A 19,543-nucleotide genomic window follows, 5' to 3' on the forward strand; every position below is an offset into this window, starting at 1 on the left:
ACCACTACAGGCAACGAATATCCCGCACGCCACGCCCGGCAATTTCATACCAATACACCCGCGCATTTACGCCCTTGAATCGCCTAAATCCATTGATTCCGCGCCGTCGTGGCGTTTTTTTATGGCACGGGCTACATATACCCGAACCCTTATGTAACGCACGTCACGTTCCATATGACGCTGACTCCACTCACCGGAGTTTTCTGTTGCCCGGAAAGTGCGAAGATGGGACACTATGAACACCACGCCCAGCACCCCCGCAGATCTTCTCGCCGCGTTCCGCAGCCACCGTGCCACATCCCCGCGGTTGTCTTGGTACGGGCCCGATTCCGAGCGGGTGGAATTCTCCGGCCGGGTGCTGGAAAATTGGGTAGCCAAAACGGCCAACTACCTCGTTGACGAGCTCGACGCCGAACCCGGCACAGTCGTCGCCGTGGACCTGCCGCTGCACTGGCGGTCGCTGGTGTGGCTCTTGGCCACGTGGGCTGTGGGTGCCACAGCCGTTACCGGTCAGGCAGCCGATGGTCCGGACGGTCAGGCAGCCGATGGTCCGAACATTGTGGCAACGGCGAACCCTGCTGCCGCCTTGGATCGACTGGCGGGGGTTGCGCCGGCACCCCTGCTGGTGGCTGTGGCGCTACCGGCCCTGCAGATGCGGTGGCTAGGCGAGCTGCCCCCGGCCACCTTGGACTACTCCGGCGATGTGCGCGCGCACGCGGACGTGTTTTTTGCCGATCTTGCCCCTGCCCCGAGCGACGTTGCCTGGGCGCACGAGTCACTGACCGTCAGCTATGCCGGGTTGCTGGGGCAGGGCGGCCAGGGAGAAATCATGATCGCCGGCACGGCGCAGCAGCTACCATCTGGGCCACAGCGGGTGCTGCTGCACGTGCGCGACGGTTGGGACGCCGTCGTACCTGCGGCCCTGACAATTTGGGCGGCCGGCGGTTCGGTCGTTCTACTGGACGACAGCGTGGCGGCCACTGCCCATCTGCGCAGCACCGAAAACATCACCCTGGGTTAGAGCTTGGGCAATTCGTGTTTGTGTTCTGTCTCGATCAGCTCGTGGTCGTGGTCGAATCCGGGTTCCTGATCCAGTTCCTCGGTGAAGACCCAATACCTGTAGGCGAAGAACCGGAAGATGGTGCCCAAGACCAGGCCCACCACGGAGCCGGCAACAAAGTCCGCCACGGCCGTCTCATAGCCCAACACCCAGTGGGAGATGTATACGCAGGCCGCGGCAATGCCCAGCCCAATCCCGTTCATGATGATGAACATGGTCGCTTCGCGCAGCACGTTCGCTTGGCGGCGGTGGCGGAACGTCCAGTACCTGTTGGCAACCCAGGAGAACACTGTGGCCACCACGGCTGAGATGATCTTGGCCCGGGTGGGGTGCCCGCCCATGCTGCCGGCGAGCAGCCACAGGTAAATGGCCGTGTCGATGACGAAGGCAATGCCACCCACAACGCCGAATTTGGCCACCTCACGCCAGAGGAGGCCCACCAGGCCGGTGATGCGATCAGTCAGTGTTTTGTACATGGTCCTCCGTTGGGTTAGGGGCCAAAACGGGTGGAACACGCTAAGAGCCATTAGTTGAATTCTAAGCCAATCGGCTCCTCGCGTCTGCGCTGCGGCTTGTCAGTGACCACTGTGGGCCCTAAAAAGCTGTGACTTTGCACCATCCCAGCCGCGCACCGTGGCCCAAAAGCAAGGAACCGGGCAGATTTTCGGTACGCTGGGGACTGTGACTTTTCCTGTAATCGGTGTTGTGGGCGGCGGGCAGCTGGCCCGCATGATGGCCCCTGCCGCCGTGGCCCTTGGTTTTGAATTACGTGTGCTGGCTGAATCCCCGGACGTGTGTGCCGTACCCGTTGTGGCAACGGCGCCCGTGGGGGACTACACCGACCTGGACACGCTGCGCACATTTGCCCGCGGCGTTGACGTGCTCACCTTTGACCACGAACACGTCCCCAGCGAGCACCTGCAAACGCTCATAGCCGAGGGCGTGAACGCACAGCCACGCCCCGACGCCTTGCTCAACGCCCAAGACAAGCTGGTCATGCGTGCGGCCATCGAGCGTCTGGGGTTGCCCAATCCTGCGTGGGCTGCCGTTTCCGGCGTTGCCGACATTGTTGCCTTTGGCGACACGCACGGCTGGCCCGTTGTCCTCAAAATGCCGCGCGGCGGCTACGACGGCAAGGGCGTGAAGGTGCTGCGCTCCGCCGCCGACGCCACCTCCGCCACGGACTGGTTTGAGGCCATGAGCCCACTGCTGGTGGAGGAGATGGTGGCATTCTCCCGTGAACTCTCGGCCCTGGTTGCCCGCACCCCCTCCGGTGAGGCCCGGGCCTGGCCGGTGGCCGAGTCCATCCAGGTGGACGGTGTGTGTGATGAGGTCATCGCCCCCGCACCCCTAATTCCGGCCGAGGTGGCTGCACGAGCCCAGGCCGCAGCACTGCTCATCGCCGGTGAACTGGGTGTCACAGGCGTCATGGCCGCGGAACTTTTTGAAACCCCTGGCCGCGCGCCGGGCTACCTCATCAACGAGCTGGCCATGCGCCCGCACAACACCGGGCACTGGACCATGGACGGCGCCGTGACCGGCCAGTTCGAACAGCATCTGCGTGCCGTGCTGGACCTGCCGCTGGGTGACACAGCAGCCCTTGGCGACATTGTTGTCATGAAAAATTTTCTGGGCGGCACCAATACCGACCTGTACAGTGCCTATGGTGCGGCGCTGGCTGCCGAACCCACTGTCAAGGTGCACAGCTACGGCAAATCGGTGCGTCCGGGCCGCAAGATTGGTCACGTGAATGTGATCGGCTCCGCGGGCGACGACGTCGCAGCTGTCCGCGCCCGCGCCACCACCGTGGCAAACATCATCCGTGACGGAGCATAGGGAATCATTATGAGCGAACATTCCACACCCCGGCAGCCCCTGGTGGGCCTTGTCATGGGATCAGATTCCGACTGGCCCGTCATGGAACTGGCGGCCGCAGCCCTGAGCGAATTCGGTATCCCCTTCGAAACTGACGTTGTCTCGGCGCACCGCATGCCCACCGAAATGATCGCCTACGGCCAAAACGCGGCAGCCCGCGGCATCCGGGTCATCATTGCCGGGGCCGGCGGCGCAGCCCACCTGCCGGGCATGCTGGCCTCGGTCACCACCCTGCCGGTGGTCGGTGTCCCCGTGCCGTTGAAGACTCTTGATGGCATGGACTCCCTGCTGTCCATTGTGCAAATGCCCGCCGGGGTGCCCGTGGCCACTGTCTCCATTGGCGGCGCCCGCAATGCAGGGTTGCTTGCCGTGCGGATGCTGGCCTCCGCCACCGACGAACTTGCCGCGGAGTTGGCGGCGAAGCTGGCCATTTTCGCCCAGGACCTCAACGACCAGGCCTCGGCCAAGGGTGCTGCGCTGCGTGAAAAAGCCGGCGCCACGTACCCCCTGGCGGTTAGACCCGGAGCCGCCACGGGCACCGCCGCCGGCACGGAAGGTGTGAACGCGACCGCATGAGTTTCAGCAGCCCCAAGATGTCCCGTGCCTCTAACCGCCCGCCGGTGTTGACCAACCCCGTCCGCTACCCGGAATCGGCGTCAGCACCTGCGCGCTCAAAACGGGCCTGGTTTTTGCTGATGCTGTCACTCTTCGTGCCTGGCGCGGCCCAACTCGTGGCCGGCAACAAGCGTTTTGGCCGTATTGCGCTGCGCTGTACTTTCACGCTCTGGGCCTTGGTGATTGCCGTCGTCGTCCTTGCCGTGGTGCAGCGCGAAACGTTACTGAACCTGTTCACGAACCCTGTCACCTCACTGCTGATCATTGTGGTACTGGTGGCGGTTGCTGTGGGCTGGGCAGTTGTTTTCCTCAATACTCTGAAAATTATTCGCCCGTCCATGCTGGCGCCGGGCATGCGTGGTCTTGTCAGCTGCGCTCTGGTGGTGCTCATGGTGCTGACCAGCGGGTCGCTGGCCTACGGCGCGTTTTTGATCAATTCCGGCCGCAACGCCATCACCAGCATCTTCCAGGGCGGGCCCGACATGGTCCCGGTCGATGGCCGCTACAACTTCCTAGTCATGGGCGGCGACGCCGGCGAAGACCGCGCGGGCCGGCGTCCGGACTCCATCATTGTTGTCAGCGTCGACGCTAAAACCGGCCAGGCCGCCACCATCAGCATCCCGCGCAACCTGCAAAACGCCCAGTTCTCCCCCGATTCCCCGCTGTGGGGCGTCTACCCCGAGGGCTACAACTGCGGCGATGAGTGCATCATTAACTTCCTGTACACGGATGTGACCAACAAGCATCCCGAGCTTTATCCCGACGCCCCGGATCCGGGTGCTGCGGCCATGATGGATGCTGCCGGCGGGACCTTGGGCCTGAAAGTCCAGGGCTACGTCTTGATCGACATGGCAGGGTTCTCCAAGCTCATCGACGCCCTGGGCGGGGTTTCGGTCAAGGCCGGCGGCTGGGTTCCCATCAGCGGCGACGACGTCAACGGCACCGGCGAGCACCTGCCACCGACCGGCTGGATTGCCCCCGGTGTGCACAAGCTCGACGGCTACCACGCTCTCTGGTACGCCCGCTCACGCCAGTGGGTGCCCGAGTACAATCGCAGCCAACGCCAACAGTGCATCCAGGCCGCCATGCTGGCCCAGATGGATCCTGCCACGGTTCTCACCAAGTTCAACGCCATCGCAGATGCCGGCGCCAAGGTCATCGAATCCGATATTCCGGCCGGGCAGTTGGGCAGCTTCGTCTCGCTGGCCTTGAAATCCAAGGAACATCCACTGGCCCGTTTGACGATTGGCCCGCCGGACTTCCCGACAGATTTCTCCACGTACCCGGACTTTGACCTTATCCACAAGCGCGTGCAGACGACATTGAACCCGCCAGCGCCCACCACCAAGCCCAAGCCCAAGACGGAAAAGGCCCCGGCCTCGCCGGCAGATCCGGCGGCTCCGGCGGCTCCGGCGGCCCCGGCGCCCGAGGCACCAGCGGCACCCGAGGCGGCGCCTCAGGCGCCCGCCACAACACCTGAAGTCACCGAGGAGTACTTGCAGCAGCTCGCCATCAACAATGACGAGGCGGCACTGTTCACCCTGCTGGCCAACAACGGGACCTGTTCCCCGGGCTAGGCCCGAAGCCCGGGTTGGTGCCTTTTTCACAGCGACTTGCCATCGATCGTACGTTTGACTTGGACCAGGAGAAACACCTTATGTTTGCACTCACCAACGTCACCCGCGACTACCCCTGGGGCTCAACCACTGCCATCGCAGAGCTCCTGGGCTGTGCACCAAGTGGCGGGCCCGAGGCCGAGCTGTGGCTGGGCGCCCACCCGGATTCACCCTCGCTCGCCGCCACTCCGGAGGGCCCTGTGGCCCTAGACCGGCTGATCGCTGAGCACCCGCTGGCCACGTTGGGTGCCGACGTCCACGCCACCTTTGGGGCCAAACTGCCGTTTCTGGCGAAGCTGCTGGCCGCCGACAAGGCCCTGTCCCTGCAGGTGCACCCCACCCTGGCGCGTGCCCGTGCGCGCTTTGCCCAGGAAGAGGCCGCCGGCATCCCGCGAGACGCTGCACACCGGAACTACAAGGACGAGAACCACAAACCGGAGATGATCCTTGCGCTCTCCAACTTTGAGGCGCTCTGTGGCTTCCGGCCCTGTGCCGAAGCCGCGGAATTGTTTCGTGCCGTGGGAACGGCCATTGCTGCAACAGGTGCCACGGTCCCGGCGCTGCTGCAGCAGGTGGAGATGACGTTGAACTCGCGCATGGCTGCGCCCGTGGTGATTCGCCGCGCCTTTGAGGCACTGATCAACGGTGGCACGGCAACCACGGAGTTGGTGGGGCTGTCCGCCGACGCGCTGGCCGCCACCTCCGTCGAGCTGCCCGCCGCGTTGGGCACAGTGGTTGACCTGGCCCGGCAATACCCTGGCGACTCCGGCGTCCTGGTCTCCTTGCTGCTCAACAGGGTGTCCCTGGTGCCAGGTGATGCCATCTACCTGCCCGCCGGGAACATCCATGCGTACTTGTCCGGGCTCGGCCTTGAAGTCATGGCGTCCTCGGACAACGTGCTGCGCGGCGGGTTGACGGGTAAGCACATTGACGTGCCCGAGCTGTTGGAAACAGTCGATTTCACCCCCAGCGGAGTGCCTGTTGTCCCCACCCGGGTCACGGAGCTGGGCCAACACGTCTGGGAACCGCCCTTTACCGAGTTTTCCCTGCAGCGGGTGGAGATTTCAGTCGGTGCCGAGCCCATCCCGTTGCGCCAAAACGGTCCCTTGCTGGTGCTCGCCGTGTCCGGGTCAGTGCTGTTGGATTCGCCCCGCGGGGACATGGTGCTGCGCCGCGGCGGGTCAGTGTTTGTCCCGGCCGCCGAGAACCCCGTCATGGTCCACCCGCATCTGGAAGGCTCCGAGACGTCACAGTCCCCGGCAGTGGTTTTTGCTGTCACCGTGGCCGGGTAGACCCTCGCCGGGCCGCCCACGCGATTCCGGCGCTCACTGGTCAGCTAATGCCGCTTTGAGAAATCAAAGCGGCATTATCTGTCCAGTGAGGAGAAGATGGGCCCCGTCGTGTGCCTGTAGCTGTGGATAGCACTGTGCCTTGTCCACAGATTTGCTGAAAATGGCACATTTCCGTCAGGGAGGAGTCGGGGTTCTGCACTAATGGAAGCATGAGACGCGCAGCTCCCCTACCGATATCCATTGCCAGGGTTCCCTTCACTCTGGAATCGGCCCTGCGGCGCGGCGTGACGCGTCGCCGGACACGCGCCATTGACCTTTGGACGCCCAGCCGCGGCATCAGGGTGCCCCGGGCAACGACTTTCGAATTGCTGGACAACTGCCGGACGCTGACCGAGGTGACTCCCAACGGAGTCATCAGCCATCTCACGGCTGCGAGAATCCACGGATTCTATCTCCCATGGAGATTTGGGGAGCAAACACTATTTGATGTGGCCCGGCCGATGGGCGAGGGAAGACCTCGAAGGAAAGGCGTCCACGGGCGGGAACTGGAGCTGGGCCCGCGGGACGTTGTCATTTACTCGGGTGTCAGAGTAACCACGGCGCAGCGGACCCTGTTGGACATTGCCCCGCTTCTCACGGTCGAGGAGCTGGTAGCCATCGCGGACCAGCTGGTATGCGAGCACCATCGCACTTTTGGCCCCCACGTCTATCCGACGGTTCCGCTCGATGAGCTGAATGCTTACCTCGCCGAGCGTCCAGGCCACAGGGGAATGCGGAAGCTCCGTGCCGCCATGGAACTGGTCCGGGTCGGTTCGGATTCGGCCAGGGAATCGGCATTGCGGCTGATGATCGGGCGTTCTCCGTTGCCCACTTTTGAACACAATGTTGAGATCATAAATGCTGCAGGCAAGGGACTGGTTGGACCGGATCTGGCGTGCAAAGAGTACAAAACCTGCGCTGAATATGATGGCAAGCACCACTTCACCCCGGCGCAGCACGCCAAGGACCATGACAGGGACTTCATCACCAGGGCGCAGGGATGGCATCAGGTATTGATCAACAACGACGACATCCGGGCCGGTGAACTGGTCGTGGTCACCAAAATTGCCCGCGCACTCAAACTCGGAGGCTGGCCGGATCCACAGAATCTCGCCGGCCGGTCGCTTAAAGGGCTGCTGAACACCCGCAAGGACTTCGGTTGATGGCCCATTCACCGCTGACTGGACAGATAATGCCGCTTTGAAAGATCAAAGCGGCATTATCTGTCCAGTGACGGGGCGGGATTAGCGCTTAAGGATGCCGCGGGCCTTCTTCAAGGACGTGCGGGCCACGGGGAGCGCCTTGGCGAACAGCGGGTACAAGGGTGACAGGCCCAAATCCCACGTGCCGGCCAACATGTTCTCGTGGTCGGCGAAACCGAATTTGAACTTGGAGACGCCGTCATTGAGCAAACCGTTGAAATCGTAACGCGTGATCCCGCGCGCCTTCATCTCCTGGATGGCCAGCCACTTCAAGGAGAAGTTCGCCCGGAGCGCGCTGCCGGTTTCCGTCATGCCGCCGTACAGTTCAAACGCTGTGGAGCCGCTGGCGGCGAGCCACAGGAACGCCACGAGCTTGTCGCCGTCGAACGCCCCATAGAGAGGCGACGCCGACCCCAGGTTCGTGAGAATGTCGCTGTAGTAGGCGTCCTGGTGGATGCCAAATTCGGCCCGCTCAGCCGTTTCCTTGTACACGGCCATGCACTGCGGCAGCTCGGCCGCTGTCACCGCCCGGTACTCCAAGGCCTCGCGGCTGGACTTGCGAATGTACTGGCGGGTCTTTTTGGACATGGCGGCCAGCAGCTCATCCTCGCTGCCGGTCAGGTCCAAAATAAGCGTGCGCGGAATCAAAATGGTGGTGGCACTGCGCGCCCAGCCCGACGCCGGCAGCGACGCCACGGCAACGGAGTCGGCATCCCAATCAGGCTCAATGCTCAAGGCCACCGACTTGTGGGTTGCCTTCACATAGCGTCCGACGGCGTCCAGCACCTCCATCTCGCGCCCGGCCGCCGCCTGTGGTCCCCTGGCGAGATACGCCAGTGAGCGAAACGGCACCGGCAGGGAGCGCAGCAGGATTTGCGCGGAGCCCACGAGCTCGCCATCCTCGAGCACCAGCACCCGATCCACCCGCCAGTTGTGGGCGGCCTTGGTTTCACCCCACCCCCACAACTGCATGGGGTGCCCCTGCTGGGAATCAACAGCGGCATCCCACTCGTCACGGACACGGCACGGTACAACAGTCAAAGTCATGTCTCAACCCTACCGGCAGCCGACGGCCCAGCCGGCTTCGGCTAGCTGCGGCGGGCGTACGTCTCCCATTTGGCGGCTTGGTGCTCGCCGTCAACGAAGCGGACGGTGCCTGACTTGGAGCGCATCACGATCGACTGGGTCAAGACGCGGCCCTTGTCGTAGCGGACCCCGCGCAGCAAGTCACCGTCGGTGATGCCCGTCGCGGCAAAGTAGCAGTTGTCGCTGGTGACGAGGTCGTTGGTGGACAGGACACGGTCCAGGTCGTGTCCGGCGTCGAGCGCCTTCTGCTTCTCGTCGTCGTCCGTGGGCCAGAGCCGGCCCTGGATGACGCCGCCCAGGGTCTTGATGGCGCAGGCTGCGACGATGCCTTCGGGGGTGCCGCCGATGCCCATGAGCGCGTCAACGCCCGTGCCCGTGCGGACGGCCGCAATGGCGCCGGCCACGTCGCCGTCGAGGATGATCTTGGTGCGGGCGCCGGCGTCGCGGATTTCCTGGATCAGGGGCTGGTGGCGGTCACGGTCCAGCACCATGACCGTGAGCTGGTTGACTTTCACACCCTTGGCCTTGGCGATCAGGTGCAGGTTTTGCTTGACGGGCAGGCGCAGATCCACCATGTCCGCGGCCTCGGGGCCGGTGACAAGTTTTTCCATGTAGAACACGGCCGAGGGGTCAAACATGGTGCCGCGCTCGGCCACAGCCAGCACGGCAATGGCGTTGTTGATGCCCATGGCTGTCAGGCGGGTGCCGTCAATCGGGTCAACAGCTACGTCACATTCGGGGCCGGAGCCGTCGCCCACCACTTCACCGTTGTACAGCATGGGGGCTTCATCTTTTTCGCCCTCACCAATCACAACAACACCGTTGAAATGCACCGTTGAAAGCAGGGAACGCATGGCGTCCACGGCGGCACCGTCGGCGAGGTTTTTTTCACCGAAACCAACCCAGTGGCCGCCGGCAATGGCCGCTGCTTCGGTGACGCGCACCAGTTCCAGGGCCAGATTCCGGTCCGGTTCGTCATCGCCCACGGCGAGAGATCGGGACAACTGCGAATAATCCGATTGTGATGCTTTTCCAGCCACGTAGAAACCCCGTTGTTCAGGTAGGCGCAGATTTTGTGTGCGCGACGGTGCGCACAGCTGCAAGATATTGCCTACGGTAGCCATCATAAGCGAAGCAGCCGTCGGGGCTGTAGTGATGTGGCCCACGTCATGACCTGCGGTGATTTTTCACGGCTGTTTTCTGGGAAGATGGTCACGTGAGTGATTCCAGCCCTACCCCTCCCGTGAAGCCAGTCATTGCCGCCGGAGCAGCAAAACGCGCCAACGCCTCCGTCATTGGCATGCTCTTGGCCATGTTCTCCACCGTGGCAATTGTTGTCACCATTGTTTGGCTTAACCCGCAGCAAAAGGCCGAGACGTACCGAACACCCATTGATGTTGCGGCCGTTGCCAGTCACGCCGCCGACACCGCGGGGTTCACCCCGGTGGCCCCGGCCCTGCCGGATGGCTGGTACGCCAACTATGCGCGCTGGAATCCGCCGGGCGCCGACGGGGTCTCATTCTGGGACGTCGGTTACGTCACATCAAGTAACACGTTCATCGCGTTGCGCCAGTCGATCACCGCAAACCCGACCTGGACCTCCGAACAGGCCAAGAACGCCCCAGTGACGGGAAGCCGCACCATTGCCGGGAAGGTGTGGGAGCTGCGGGATAACCCTCAAGGGGACCGCAGCCTGGTCCTGGTGAGCGGCACAACCACCATCGTGTTGACCGGTGCGGCAGACTTCAGGGAGTTCGACGTGCTGGCCGGCGCCGCAGGTAAACTCTTGGAGGCCGCCCCGGCGCCGAACCCCAGCAACGCACCCAGCATGTCATCGACGAAGGGCAGCACCTCATGAGCGGTGAAGACCACGAGACCACCAGCCCCATTGACCCCCACCCCCACACCCCTGCGGAGGCGTATGAGCGGTTGGCGGCGGGCAACGCCCGTTTTGTGGCCGGCAGTTCCTCCCATCCGAACCAGGACGCCGCACGCCGGGCCTCCTTGCTGTCCACCCAGCACCCGTTTGCCGTGATCTTTGGCTGTTCGGATTCGCGCCTGGCCGCCGAGATCATTTTTGATTTGGGTTTGGGCGACGCCTTTGTGGTCCGCACGGCCGGTCACGTCATTGACAACACCGTGCTGGGTTCCCTCGAATACAGCGTGGAGTACCTTGAGGTGCCGCTCATTGTGGTCCTGGGCCACGACAGCTGCGGCGCCGTGACGGCCACCAAGACGGCCGTCGCCACGGGCAAGATGCCCGCCGGGTTCATTCGCGACCTGGTGGAGCGCATCACCCCGTCAGTGCTGACGTCCCTGCGCAAGAATAAAGACAGCGATGTCAGCGACATGATTGAGGAGCATGTTCGCCAGACGGCCGCCCGCCTGGTGGAGAACTCCCCCATCATCGCCACCGCTGTCGCCCGCCAGCGCACGGCTGTGGTGGGCCTGACGTACCGGCTCACTGACGGCAGCGCTGACCTCGTGTACAGCAACGGCTCCATCAGCTAGACACCTCTGGGACGGCCCGACGGCGTGAGGCAACTCCCGCCGTCGGGCCGGCTGTGCAGCTGCTTTGGTAAGCAAGAAAGGGGCGGCGCGACGGGGCACGGTTTTTAGCTCGGGGCGCGGCGGCGATAGGGTAGAAAGCATGACTGATACTGCCGCGGCTCACGCACAAGAATTCCGTATTGAACATGACACCATGGGCGAGGTCCGGGTCCCGGCCAACGCCCTGTACAGCGCACAGACCCAACGCGCTGTGGAGAACTTCCCGATTTCGGGCATGACACTGGAGTCAGCCCACATCGCAGCCCTGGCCCGCATCAAGAAGGCTGCCGCCACGACCAACGCCGAGTTGGGTGTTTTGGATGCCGATTTGGCCCGCGCCATTGAAAAAGCTGCCGACCTGGTGGCTGGGGGCAGCTTCGACGGCGACTTCCCGATCGATGTGTTCCAGACAGGTTCGGGCACCTCCTCCAACATGAACATGAACGAGGTGCTGGCGAACCTGGCCAACACAGCCTTGCGGGCTGCAGGGTCCGACAAGACAGTTCACCCGAACGACCACGTCAACGCCTCACAGTCCTCCAACGACGTGTTCCCCACCTCCGTTCACGTGGCCGCCACCTCGGCCCTGATCAACAACCTCATTCCGGCGCTCGCGTACCTGGCCGAGTCCCTGGAGCGCAAGGAAGCCGAATTCGCCACAGTGGTCAAGTCCGGCCGCACCCACTTGATGGATGCCACCCCCGTGACCCTAGGCCAGGAATTTGGCGGCTACGCAGCGCAGATCCGCTACGGCATTGAGCGTGTGGAGTCCTCACTCCCCCGCGTCGCGGAGGTCCCCCTCGGCGGCACGGCCGTCGGCACCGGCATCAACACCCCCGCCGGTTTCCCGCAGCGCGTGATCGCCCTGCTGGCCCAGGACACCGGCTTGCCGTTGACCGAGGCCCGCAACCACTTCGAGGCCCAGGCCAACCGTGACGGTCTCATTGAGGCCTCCGGGCAGCTGCGCAACATCGCCTACTCGATCATGAAGATCAACAACGATCTCCGCTGGCTGGGTTCGGGCCCCAACACGGGCCTTGGCGAAATTGCCATCCCGGATCTGCAGCCCGGCTCCTCGATCATGCCCGGCAAGGTCAACCCCGTCATCTCCGAGGCCGCCATCATGGTTGCCGCGCAGGTCATCGGCAATGACACCACCATTGCGTTGTCCTCCACGAACGGCGCGTTTGAGCTGAACGTTGGCATCCCGGTCATGGCCTCGAACCTGTTGCAGTCCATCCGCCTGCTGACCAACACCAGCCGTGTCATGGCCGACAAGATGATCGATGGCCTCACCGCCAATGTGGAGCGCGCCCGTTTCCTGGCTGAGGCGTCCCCGTCCATCGTGACCCCGTTGAACAAGTACATCGGCTACGAGAACGGCTCCAAGATCGCCAAGCACGCGGTCAAGAATGGCCTCACCATCCGCGAAGCAGTGCTGGAACTGGGCTTCGTTGACCGCGGCGAAATCACCATCGAACAGCTGGACAAGGGTCTTGACGTGCTCGCCATGACCCGCGCCCCGCAGTAGCCCCCGCGCGAGCTTTTCCAACTAACCCGCAGTAGTGGCCGAGAAATCGCGAATTCGCGGTGTTTTTCGACCGCTACTGCGGGTCAGCTGGTGGGCGGCTTCGCCGCGCCGGAGGTACCTGCAAGTTCTATTTGCGTAATAGTTGTTGCTCACCGGGGGCCGAAGTGGTCATCCGCTGTCGCTTCGGACCCTCCTTAGGAGCTGCGGGGGCCGTTGCGGACATTCGCCCCCGGTAGACCAGCATCGAACGTCCGTCACGGCCCCCCCAGCAGTCCCCCGCTCTGAGTGAGCCGCGCGAACTAAGGGGGAACCGCAATGGACAGAATCTGGCAGCCGAGCACCTTCGGCCAACGCTTTGGCGGCTCCGGCGGCTGGCGGGGAAAGGACGGCGCTCGCGCCTAAAGCCGGCGCTCCACCACCGGCTTTTTGCGCGATCGCCGTCCCTTCTCCCCACGAGCGGTTGCACCTTGATGTCAGCGCTGGAAGTAGGATTCGCCGTCGAACGCCAGAGCCCGCTGAATGCAGGCCAGATGGTGGGGGCGCAACGGCGGCAGCTCGTCTACGGAAAACCAGGCGACGGCGAGCGATTCGTCGTCATTGACACGAGCCGTGCCACTTTCGTAGCGGCAGATGAATTCAATGTTGAGGAAGTCGCACACGTCGGCGTTGGGGAACGTCACCGGCCCGACGACTGTGATGCCTAAGAGATGCTCAATACTGGCAACAACTGCCGTTTCCTCAAAGATTTCGCGCACCATGCCGGGCCCGGGTTCCTCCCCCGGCTCCAGGATGCCCGTGATCAGCGCCCAGCCGCCAATGTCGGAGCGTTCGCCCAGCAGCACCCGGTGCTCGGCGTCGAACACCACACCGCACACGCCCGGCAGCCACAACGGGTCGTGGCCAATCTTTTCCCGCATCTTGACAATGAATTCCGGTGATCCCATGGGCCCAGCCTAGCCCCAAGAAAACAGGCCCGGGCCGGAAGATCCACGGCAGTCCGGGCCGGGCCCTGCGGTGTGGCGCACCACGGTGCGAGCGTCAGCCGAAGGGGATGACGCCGATGCCGATGGCCACGGCCAGCATCACCACGGACACCACCAGTGCGCGCCACAGGACCTTCTTGTGGTGGTCGCCCAGGTCAACGCGGGAGAGTGAAACCAGCAGCAGGATGGCGGGCACCAGGGGGCTCTGCATGTGGACGGGCTGGCCGGTGATGGAGGCCCGGGCCATGGCCGCGGGGTCAACACCGAAGTGCGCGGCCGTTTCACTGAGCACGGGCAGCACGCCGAAGTAAAAGGCGTCGTTGCTCATGAAGAATGTCATGGGAATGCTCAACAGCCCGGTGATGACTGCCATGTACGGGCCCATGGAGGTGGGGATGACACTGACCAGCCAGGCGGCCATGGCATCGACCATGCCGGTGCCGCTGAGCACGCCGGTCAGCACGGCGGCAGCCATCACCATGGACACCACGGCCACGATGCTGCCGGCGTGGGAGACGAGTGCGCTCGCCTGGTCTTTGACCCGGGGGAAGTTGACCACAAGGGCCACGGCTGAGCCCACCATGAACACGTACGGCAGCGGCAGGATGTCCATGACCAGCACCACCATGAGCGTCACTGTCAGGGCCAAGTTGAACCAGAACAGCTTGGGCCGCAGGGTGCTGCGGTTGGGGTCCAGCTGGGAGTCGGCCAGGGAGGTGTTGACGGCCTGTGCATCTTGGTTGGCCACGGCAAGCACCTGCTCATCAAAGCGGGCCTGCGCCGCGGAGCGGGGCTTTTCCACCGTGCGCACTGTGCCGGTTGATCCCTTGCCAGCCGGCACAGTGGCGGGGGTCCCGCCCGAGGGGGTGCCGCCGTCGAGCTTGGAATTGCCGGACCACACACGACCGGCCAGGACCAGACGTCGGCGTTCGCGCAGGCCCAGGTGCCAGGCGAAAAGGAAGATCACAATCATGCCGGCAATCAGCGACGGGATCATGGGGACGAACACTTCGCTGGGGGAAACCTTCAGCGCTGCGGCGGCGCGTGCCGTGGGGCCACCCCAGGGCAGGATGTTCATAGTTCCATTGGCCAGGCCGGCCACGCAGGTCAACACCACAGGGCTCATGCCCAGGCGCAGGTAGATGGGCAGCATGGCCGCCGTGGTGATGATGAACGTGGTGGAGCCGTCGCCGTCAAGGGAAACAACTGCCGCCAGCACGGCCGTGCCCAGCACCACCTTGGCAGGGTCGTTACCCAGGGTCCGCAGGATCAGCTTGACCAGGGGGTCGAACAGGCCGACGTCGATCATCATGCCGAAGTAGACAATGGCGAACATCAACAAGGCGGCCGTGGACGTTAGGCTTTTCATGGAGTCCATGACCATGTCGCCCAGGCCCAGGCCGGCTCCGGCGAACAGGCCGAAGATGGTGGGGACAACTATCAGGGCCACCACGGGCGTCAATTTCTTAGTCATGATCAATGCCATGAACACCGCTATCATGGCAAATCCAAGGATTACCAGCATTTGAACTCCTTTGTACAAAGGCCGCATTTGTGACCCGCTTTATAGAGAATAGAGTGGTCTGCATCACACATGGTGGTTAAGTTCGCTTGCCCCAACTAGTGCCCATTGAACACGTTTAGCCCATTAAGCCCACACTTGCCGTGAGTCCCATCCCTGAAGGAGAATTCGTTGAAGCAGGTACGCCCCGCGCCCAGGCTGCGCTTCTCCACTCGCGTTCTGCTCCTGCAACTGGGCGTGGTGTTTGCCGTGGTGCTCATCACCGCAGGCACCTTTGCCGCCCTGACCTACCAGCGGCTGGGCGATCAGGCCGAGGCGCGCGCACTGGCCGTGGCCCGGGCCGTGGCATCCGGGGAGGATGTGCGCCGCGAAACCGCAGCCCTCGCCACTGCACCGGCGTCGACCTTGACCCCCGCGAGCCTTGCCAACGGGCCACTCCAACTCGGCGCGGAGTCCGCCAGGGAGCGGACGGGGGCCTTTTTTGTGGTCATCACCGATGACACCGGGCTCCGTCTGGCGCACCCCAACCCGGCCCTGCTGGGTCAGCAAGTTTCCACCGACCCCTCGGTGGCCCTGGGCGGCGGGGAAGAGACTTCACAGCAGTCCGGCACGCTGGGGCACTCCGCCCGGGCCAAGGTTCCGGTGTACGCCCCCGGCGGGGAAACCGACGTGGTGGGTGAGGTCAGCGTGGGTATCTCCAGCGACGACGTCGCCGCCAGCCTGGGGCCCAACATTCTTCCCCTGGCGCTCACGGCGGCTATGTCCCTGGCACTTGGAGCGCTGGCGTCCACCATGATGGGGACCCGACTGCGGCGCCTCACCCTGGGCCTGGAGCCGGAGGAAATCGCCGGTCTGGCACAAGACCAGGAGGCGGTGCTGCGCGGCGTTGACGAAGGAGTCATCGGCATTTCCGAAAACGGCACCATCACAGTGTTCAATGAGGGGGCGCGGCGGCTGCTGGCCCCAGACTCCGACTCCGACTTTGGCGGCATCGCGTTGAGCGGGAGCGGACTGCCACCATTTCTCCTGGAAGCCGCAGCCGGGGGCGAATATGGCCCGTCAGAGCATGCTGCCGGCGACCGGGTGGTCATTGTGTCGGCCCGCCCCGTCAAGCTCGACGGCGACGACGCACGGACCCTGGGCAAGGTCATCATGGTCCGTGACAGGACCGAGGTGCAGGCTCTGACCCGCCAATTGGATGCCGTCAACGCCCTCGGCACCGCCCTGCGAGCGCAACGGCACGAGTTTGCCAACCGCCTACACACGGTGGCCGGGCTGCTGGACCTTGAGCGGGCGGCCGAGGCCCGCGACTACGTTGGTGCCATTATGAGCAACGGCCCGCTGCGGTACCCGGCCAGGGACCTTGGCATGCTGGGCGATCCCTATCTGGAGGCCTTCATCGGCGCCAAAAGCATCGAAGCCCAGGAGCGGGGCGTGGAATTGCGGATTGGCGCTGACACCTTGATGCGCGGTTGCATCACCGACCCCCAGGACGTGACTGCCATTCTGGGCAATCTTCTGGACAACGCCATCTTGGCTGCCGTGTCCGGCGCAGACGACCCGAAGTGGGTTGAGGTGGAACTCTTGGATGACTTTTCAGCTGGCGGGGCCACCCTGCACCTGGTGGTGGCTGATTCCGGGGAGGGCCTACCAACCTCCGGTTCTTCCAACGCCGATGCCAGCGAGCTGGTCTTTGCCGCCGGTTTTTCAACCGCTGCCGCGGAACCCGGCGGTGCCGACCCGATCGCCGGTCACGGCGTGGGGCTTGCCTTGATCCGGCATATGGCCCGCCGCCGCGGCGGCGACGTCTGGGTCGCCGACGCTGGCTCCCCCACCACCCACGGCGCAGTGTTTTGCGCCCGCCTGCCCGGCGTCGTTGCGGCAGTGCCCGCAGACGCCGTGCCCGCAGAAAACGTGCAAGTCCCAGAGGAGACCCCGTGAGCTACGATTTCACCGTCCTGATCGTTGAGGACGACTTTCATGTGGGGCGGTTGCACGCGGGCTTTGTCGACGCCGTGCCCGGCTTTACGGCCTTGCCGCCGGCACCCACTGCCGCCCAGGCGCTGAAGGCAATCCACGCCCACGCACCGGATCTGGTCCTGCTGGACGTCTACCTGCCCGACGCCTCAGGACTGGAACTGCTCCGGCGCATCGACGCTGATGCCATGATGCTCAGCGCAGCGTCCGACCCCCACACCATCCGCCAGGCCCTGCGCCACGGCGCCCTGGCGTACCTGATCAAACCATTTTCCGCCCAGCTGTTGGAGTCCCGGCTGCGCGGGTACATCAGGTACCGGCGCCTGCTGGCTGAAACGGGCACCCTGTCACAGGACAAGCTCGAAACCGCCTGGCAGGCGCTGCACCCTGCCGTCGCGGCCACGGGTCCCAGGGCTGGCTCGGCAACCGAGGTGGCGGTGCTCAGCGCCCTGGCCCACGGTGGGGACCAGTCCACCGCCGACGTGGCCAAGGCTGTGGGCATTTCCCGCACCACGGCCCAGCGGTATTTGTCTGCCCTGGCTGACGACGGCGCAGTGGTCATCTCGTTGCGCTACGGCGCCACCGGCCGGCCCGAACACCGCTACAGTGCGGCCACCCACTAGCCGGGAATTAAGGCCATGGTGGCCAGCGCCCCGGCCAGCATGGCCGGGCCGAAGGGAATCGCCGATTTGGCCGTGCCGCGGCGGCTCAGGATCAACGCCACACCCCATAAACCGCCGACGACGAACCCGGCGGCCAGGCCCAGGACCACATGCTCGAAGCCAAGAAAACCCAGAAAAATGCCCAACAGTCCCGCCAGTTTCACATCCCCGAAGCCCATTCCGGCCGGGTAGAGCGCCCATAGCAGCCAGTACACGGCACCCATGGCCAACGCTCCCCCCGCAACTCCCACCACCACCTGCGGCGTCCCCGCCACCACTGCTGCGCCCATGAGGAGGACTGCCGCCACAGGGTACGCCGGCAGCACATACCGGTTGGGCAGTGTGTGGGTGCGGATGTCGATGACGCTCAGCACCACGGCAAGCCACACCAGAAACAGGCAGGCAGCCAGGACGGCCAGGAACGCCACAAGGTGTGCTTCCCACAGGAACGCCAGCCGAGTCACCATAGCGTGATGCTACGCCATGGACGGGATCTGCGGGGCAAATTTTTGTGGGCCCGGGGCTATGCTGTGGACATGACTGACTCAGCATTTACCGCCGATACGTTCCGACATATTTGCCGGTCGTCTCCGTGGCGTTGGCAAAGCGTGCGTTTTGAGTTGCACAGAAAATTTCCCGCCGACGGCGTGGGTGGCCCGCCGGAGTCTGCCGGCGGCAAGGGCAGCCAGGACACGGCGCCGGCGCTGCAGTGTTGGGTGCGGCGCCCGGGCGCCTTGCGGGTGGAAACCTTGGCGGGGACGCTGCTGGCCAGCACCACCAGGATCAACGAATCCAGGGATTCGTTATTTATCAGCGGGAACCGCAAGCCGTGGCTGTTGCCGCCGCCACTGGTGAACCCGGTGCGGGACGGCAATGGTTTTGTGGTGCGGCGTCCCGAGGCCCTCTATGGTGAGCCGGCCTATGGCTCGGGCCGGTTTTCGGCGGCGCTGGACCCGGTGGAGTTGGCCGGGGATCGCCCGGTCCCCCTGGAGGCACCCTTCGCCAATGTGGCGGAGATCAGCGACATTGCCCAGGTCAGCCATCAGGGCCGACCGGCGATTGAGGCGGTGCTGAGCCCCAACGCCTCCTACCACCCCACCTTTGCCGACGCGCCGCTGCTGTTTCCGGGTCGTACCGCCGTCCGCATTGATCTGGAGACCGGGATTTGTGTCGCCTCCCAGTCGTTGGATGGTGACACAGCCGGGGCCGGGCATTGGATGGTGCTCCTTGGCATTGACGAGTACATGCTCGATGACCTTTTCGAGGAGATCAGCATGGGGCTGACGGATGTGCGGGCACACATCCCCTGGGATCTGGGCCCCAACGCCTAAGCACCACCGGAAGGGCTCCCCCGCCCCGCCTAATATCTGTGTGGCAGTTGTTGGACCGATTTCCCCGCGGAAAGCCCTTTCCGGTCCTTTCGGCGAGTTACAGGGATCGTTGCAACACTCCATACCTTTTGGAGTTGCGATACCGATGGAGTCTTCATCAATTAATGAAGCTTTTTTAGAGAAAATGTCATCACCGGAAGAC

General features: G+C 64.1%; 18 protein-coding genes. 12 read left to right on the forward strand and 6 right to left on the reverse strand.

Going from position 1 to position 19,543, the window contains the following annotated elements; genetic code table 11:
- Positions 1-235 precede the first annotated feature (235 nt).
- Positions 236-1,021 (forward strand): TIGR03089 family protein, encoded by a 786-nt coding sequence (locus ACX80E_RS13960; protein ID WP_459302615.1) that lies wholly within the window; start codon positions 236-238, stop codon positions 1,019-1,021.
- Here ACX80E_RS13960 and ACX80E_RS13965 read toward each other — a convergent pair.
- Positions 1,018-1,536 carry a GtrA family protein gene (locus ACX80E_RS13965; RefSeq protein WP_459302616.1) on the reverse strand — a complete coding sequence of 173 codons (519 nt, stop codon included), beginning with the start codon at positions 1,534-1,536 and terminating at the stop codon, positions 1,018-1,020. The genes ACX80E_RS13960 and ACX80E_RS13965 overlap by 4 nt on opposite strands.
- A gap of 205 nt (positions 1,537-1,741) precedes the next feature.
- Here ACX80E_RS13965 and ACX80E_RS13970 point away from each other — a divergent pair, with 205 nt between their 5' ends.
- The 5 genes from ACX80E_RS13970 to ACX80E_RS13990 all read left to right on the forward strand — a co-directional run bounded on the left by ACX80E_RS13970 (position 1,742) and on the right by ACX80E_RS13990 (position 7,660).
- The gene (locus ACX80E_RS13970; RefSeq protein ID WP_459302617.1) at positions 1,742-2,896 is read left to right on the forward strand and encodes a 5-(carboxyamino)imidazole ribonucleotide synthase; all 1,155 of its coding nucleotides are present in this window, start codon (positions 1,742-1,744) and stop codon (positions 2,894-2,896) included.
- A 9-nt stretch (positions 2,897-2,905) separates the two neighbouring features.
- Complete coding sequence (gene purE / locus ACX80E_RS13975; RefSeq protein ID WP_459302618.1) at positions 2,906-3,511, forward strand: 5-(carboxyamino)imidazole ribonucleotide mutase; 606 nt, start codon at positions 2,906-2,908, stop codon at positions 3,509-3,511.
- Positions 3,508-5,127: an LCP family protein gene (locus ACX80E_RS13980; RefSeq protein WP_459302619.1), complete on the forward strand. Its 1,620-nt coding sequence runs from the start codon at positions 3,508-3,510 to the stop codon at positions 5,125-5,127. Before purE ends, ACX80E_RS13980 begins: the two co-directional genes overlap by 4 nt.
- A gap of 80 nt (positions 5,128-5,207) precedes the next feature.
- Complete coding sequence (gene manA / locus ACX80E_RS13985; RefSeq protein WP_459302620.1) at positions 5,208-6,458, forward strand: mannose-6-phosphate isomerase, class I; 1,251 nt, start codon at positions 5,208-5,210, stop codon at positions 6,456-6,458.
- A 209-nt stretch (positions 6,459-6,667) separates the two neighbouring features.
- Positions 6,668-7,660 carry an endonuclease domain-containing protein gene (locus tag ACX80E_RS13990; RefSeq protein WP_459302621.1) on the forward strand — a complete coding sequence of 331 codons (993 nt, stop codon included), beginning with the start codon at positions 6,668-6,670 and terminating at the stop codon, positions 7,658-7,660.
- Between the two features lie 81 nt (positions 7,661-7,741).
- Here ACX80E_RS13990 and ACX80E_RS13995 read toward each other — a convergent pair whose 3' ends face one another.
- Both ACX80E_RS13995 and glpX read right to left on the reverse strand, forming a co-directional pair.
- On the reverse strand, positions 7,742-8,746 hold the full coding sequence (locus ACX80E_RS13995; RefSeq protein WP_459302622.1) for a lipid II:glycine glycyltransferase FemX: 1,005 nt from the start codon (positions 8,744-8,746) through the stop codon (positions 7,742-7,744).
- A 41-nt stretch (positions 8,747-8,787) separates the two neighbouring features.
- Positions 8,788-9,825, reverse strand: a complete 1,038-nt coding sequence (glpX, locus tag ACX80E_RS14000) for a class II fructose-bisphosphatase (RefSeq protein WP_459302623.1) — start codon at positions 9,823-9,825, stop codon at positions 8,788-8,790.
- 176 nt (positions 9,826-10,001) lie between these two features.
- On the opposite strand from glpX, the gene ACX80E_RS14005 reads away from it, so the two are divergent.
- The 3 genes from ACX80E_RS14005 to ACX80E_RS14015 all read left to right on the forward strand — a co-directional run bounded on the left by ACX80E_RS14005 (position 10,002) and on the right by ACX80E_RS14015 (position 12,866).
- Entirely contained in the window at positions 10,002-10,643 is a 642-nt protein-coding gene (locus ACX80E_RS14005; protein WP_459302624.1) for a DUF4245 domain-containing protein, read from the forward strand.
- A complete protein-coding gene (locus ACX80E_RS14010) occupies positions 10,640-11,296 on the forward strand; it encodes a carbonic anhydrase (RefSeq protein WP_459302625.1) in 657 nt (218 codons plus the stop codon). Before ACX80E_RS14005 ends, ACX80E_RS14010 begins: the two co-directional genes overlap by 4 nt.
- 139 nt (positions 11,297-11,435) lie before the next feature.
- Positions 11,436-12,866, forward strand: coding sequence for a class II fumarate hydratase (locus ACX80E_RS14015; RefSeq protein ID WP_459302626.1), 1,431 nt, complete (start codon positions 11,436-11,438; stop codon positions 12,864-12,866).
- 473 nt (positions 12,867-13,339) lie between these two features.
- Here ACX80E_RS14015 and ACX80E_RS14020 read toward each other — a convergent pair whose 3' ends face one another.
- A complete protein-coding gene (locus tag ACX80E_RS14020) occupies positions 13,340-13,810 on the reverse strand; it encodes an NUDIX hydrolase (protein WP_459302627.1) in 471 nt (156 codons plus the stop codon).
- A 94-nt stretch (positions 13,811-13,904) separates the two neighbouring features.
- Positions 13,905-15,374 (reverse strand): CitMHS family transporter, encoded by a 1,470-nt coding sequence (locus ACX80E_RS14025; RefSeq protein ID WP_459302628.1) that lies wholly within the window; start codon positions 15,372-15,374, stop codon positions 13,905-13,907.
- A 168-nt stretch (positions 15,375-15,542) separates the two neighbouring features.
- Between ACX80E_RS14025 and ACX80E_RS14030 the strand changes: the two genes are divergently transcribed.
- Both ACX80E_RS14030 and ACX80E_RS14035 read left to right on the forward strand, forming a co-directional pair.
- Positions 15,543-17,312, forward strand: coding sequence for a sensor histidine kinase (locus ACX80E_RS14030; protein WP_459302629.1), 1,770 nt, complete (start codon positions 15,543-15,545; stop codon positions 17,310-17,312).
- Positions 17,309-17,971 carry a response regulator gene (locus ACX80E_RS14035; RefSeq protein ID WP_459302630.1) on the forward strand — a complete coding sequence of 221 codons (663 nt, stop codon included), beginning with the start codon at positions 17,309-17,311 and terminating at the stop codon, positions 17,969-17,971. The genes ACX80E_RS14030 and ACX80E_RS14035 overlap by 4 nt, the downstream gene beginning before the upstream one ends.
- Here ACX80E_RS14035 and ACX80E_RS14040 read toward each other — a convergent pair.
- Positions 17,968-18,477 (reverse strand): prepilin peptidase, encoded by a 510-nt coding sequence (locus ACX80E_RS14040; protein ID WP_459302631.1) that lies wholly within the window; start codon positions 18,475-18,477, stop codon positions 17,968-17,970. The genes ACX80E_RS14035 and ACX80E_RS14040 overlap by 4 nt on opposite strands.
- A gap of 69 nt (positions 18,478-18,546) precedes the next feature.
- Between ACX80E_RS14040 and ACX80E_RS14045 the strand changes: the two genes are divergently transcribed.
- A complete protein-coding gene (locus ACX80E_RS14045; RefSeq protein ID WP_459302632.1) occupies positions 18,547-19,341 on the forward strand; it encodes a hypothetical protein in 795 nt (264 codons plus the stop codon).
- Positions 19,342-19,543: the final 202 nt, after the last annotated feature.

This window comes from Arthrobacter sp. TMN-49 (assembly GCF_054511095.1).

What these genes read in the sequence shown, in the direction of transcription:
- ACX80E_RS13960 (WP_459302615.1), top strand. Translation starts at nt 236, where the DNA reads ATGAACACCACGCCCAGCACCCCCGCAGATCTTCTCGCCGCGTTCCGC.
- ACX80E_RS13965 (WP_459302616.1), bottom strand. Translation starts at nt 1,536, where the DNA reads ATGTACAAAACACTGACTGATCGCATCACCGGCCTGGTGGGCCTCCTC.
- purE (WP_459302618.1), top strand. Translation starts at nt 2,906, where the DNA reads ATGAGCGAACATTCCACACCCCGGCAGCCCCTGGTGGGCCTTGTCATG.
- ACX80E_RS13980 (WP_459302619.1), top strand. Translation starts at nt 3,508, where the DNA reads ATGAGTTTCAGCAGCCCCAAGATGTCCCGTGCCTCTAACCGCCCGCCG.
- manA (WP_459302620.1), top strand. Translation starts at nt 5,208, where the DNA reads ATGTTTGCACTCACCAACGTCACCCGCGACTACCCCTGGGGCTCAACC.
- ACX80E_RS13990 (WP_459302621.1), top strand. Translation starts at nt 6,668, where the DNA reads ATGAGACGCGCAGCTCCCCTACCGATATCCATTGCCAGGGTTCCCTTC.
- ACX80E_RS13995 (WP_459302622.1), bottom strand. Translation starts at nt 8,746, where the DNA reads ATGACTTTGACTGTTGTACCGTGCCGTGTCCGTGACGAGTGGGATGCC.
- ACX80E_RS14010 (WP_459302625.1), top strand. Translation starts at nt 10,640, where the DNA reads ATGAGCGGTGAAGACCACGAGACCACCAGCCCCATTGACCCCCACCCC.
- ACX80E_RS14015 (WP_459302626.1), top strand. Translation starts at nt 11,436, where the DNA reads ATGACTGATACTGCCGCGGCTCACGCACAAGAATTCCGTATTGAACAT.
- ACX80E_RS14020 (WP_459302627.1), bottom strand. Translation starts at nt 13,810, where the DNA reads ATGGGATCACCGGAATTCATTGTCAAGATGCGGGAAAAGATTGGCCAC.
- ACX80E_RS14025 (WP_459302628.1), bottom strand. Translation starts at nt 15,374, where the DNA reads ATGCTGGTAATCCTTGGATTTGCCATGATAGCGGTGTTCATGGCATTG.
- ACX80E_RS14040 (WP_459302631.1), bottom strand. Translation starts at nt 18,477, where the DNA reads ATGGTGACTCGGCTGGCGTTCCTGTGGGAAGCACACCTTGTGGCGTTC.
- ACX80E_RS14045 (WP_459302632.1), top strand. Translation starts at nt 18,547, where the DNA reads ATGACTGACTCAGCATTTACCGCCGATACGTTCCGACATATTTGCCGG.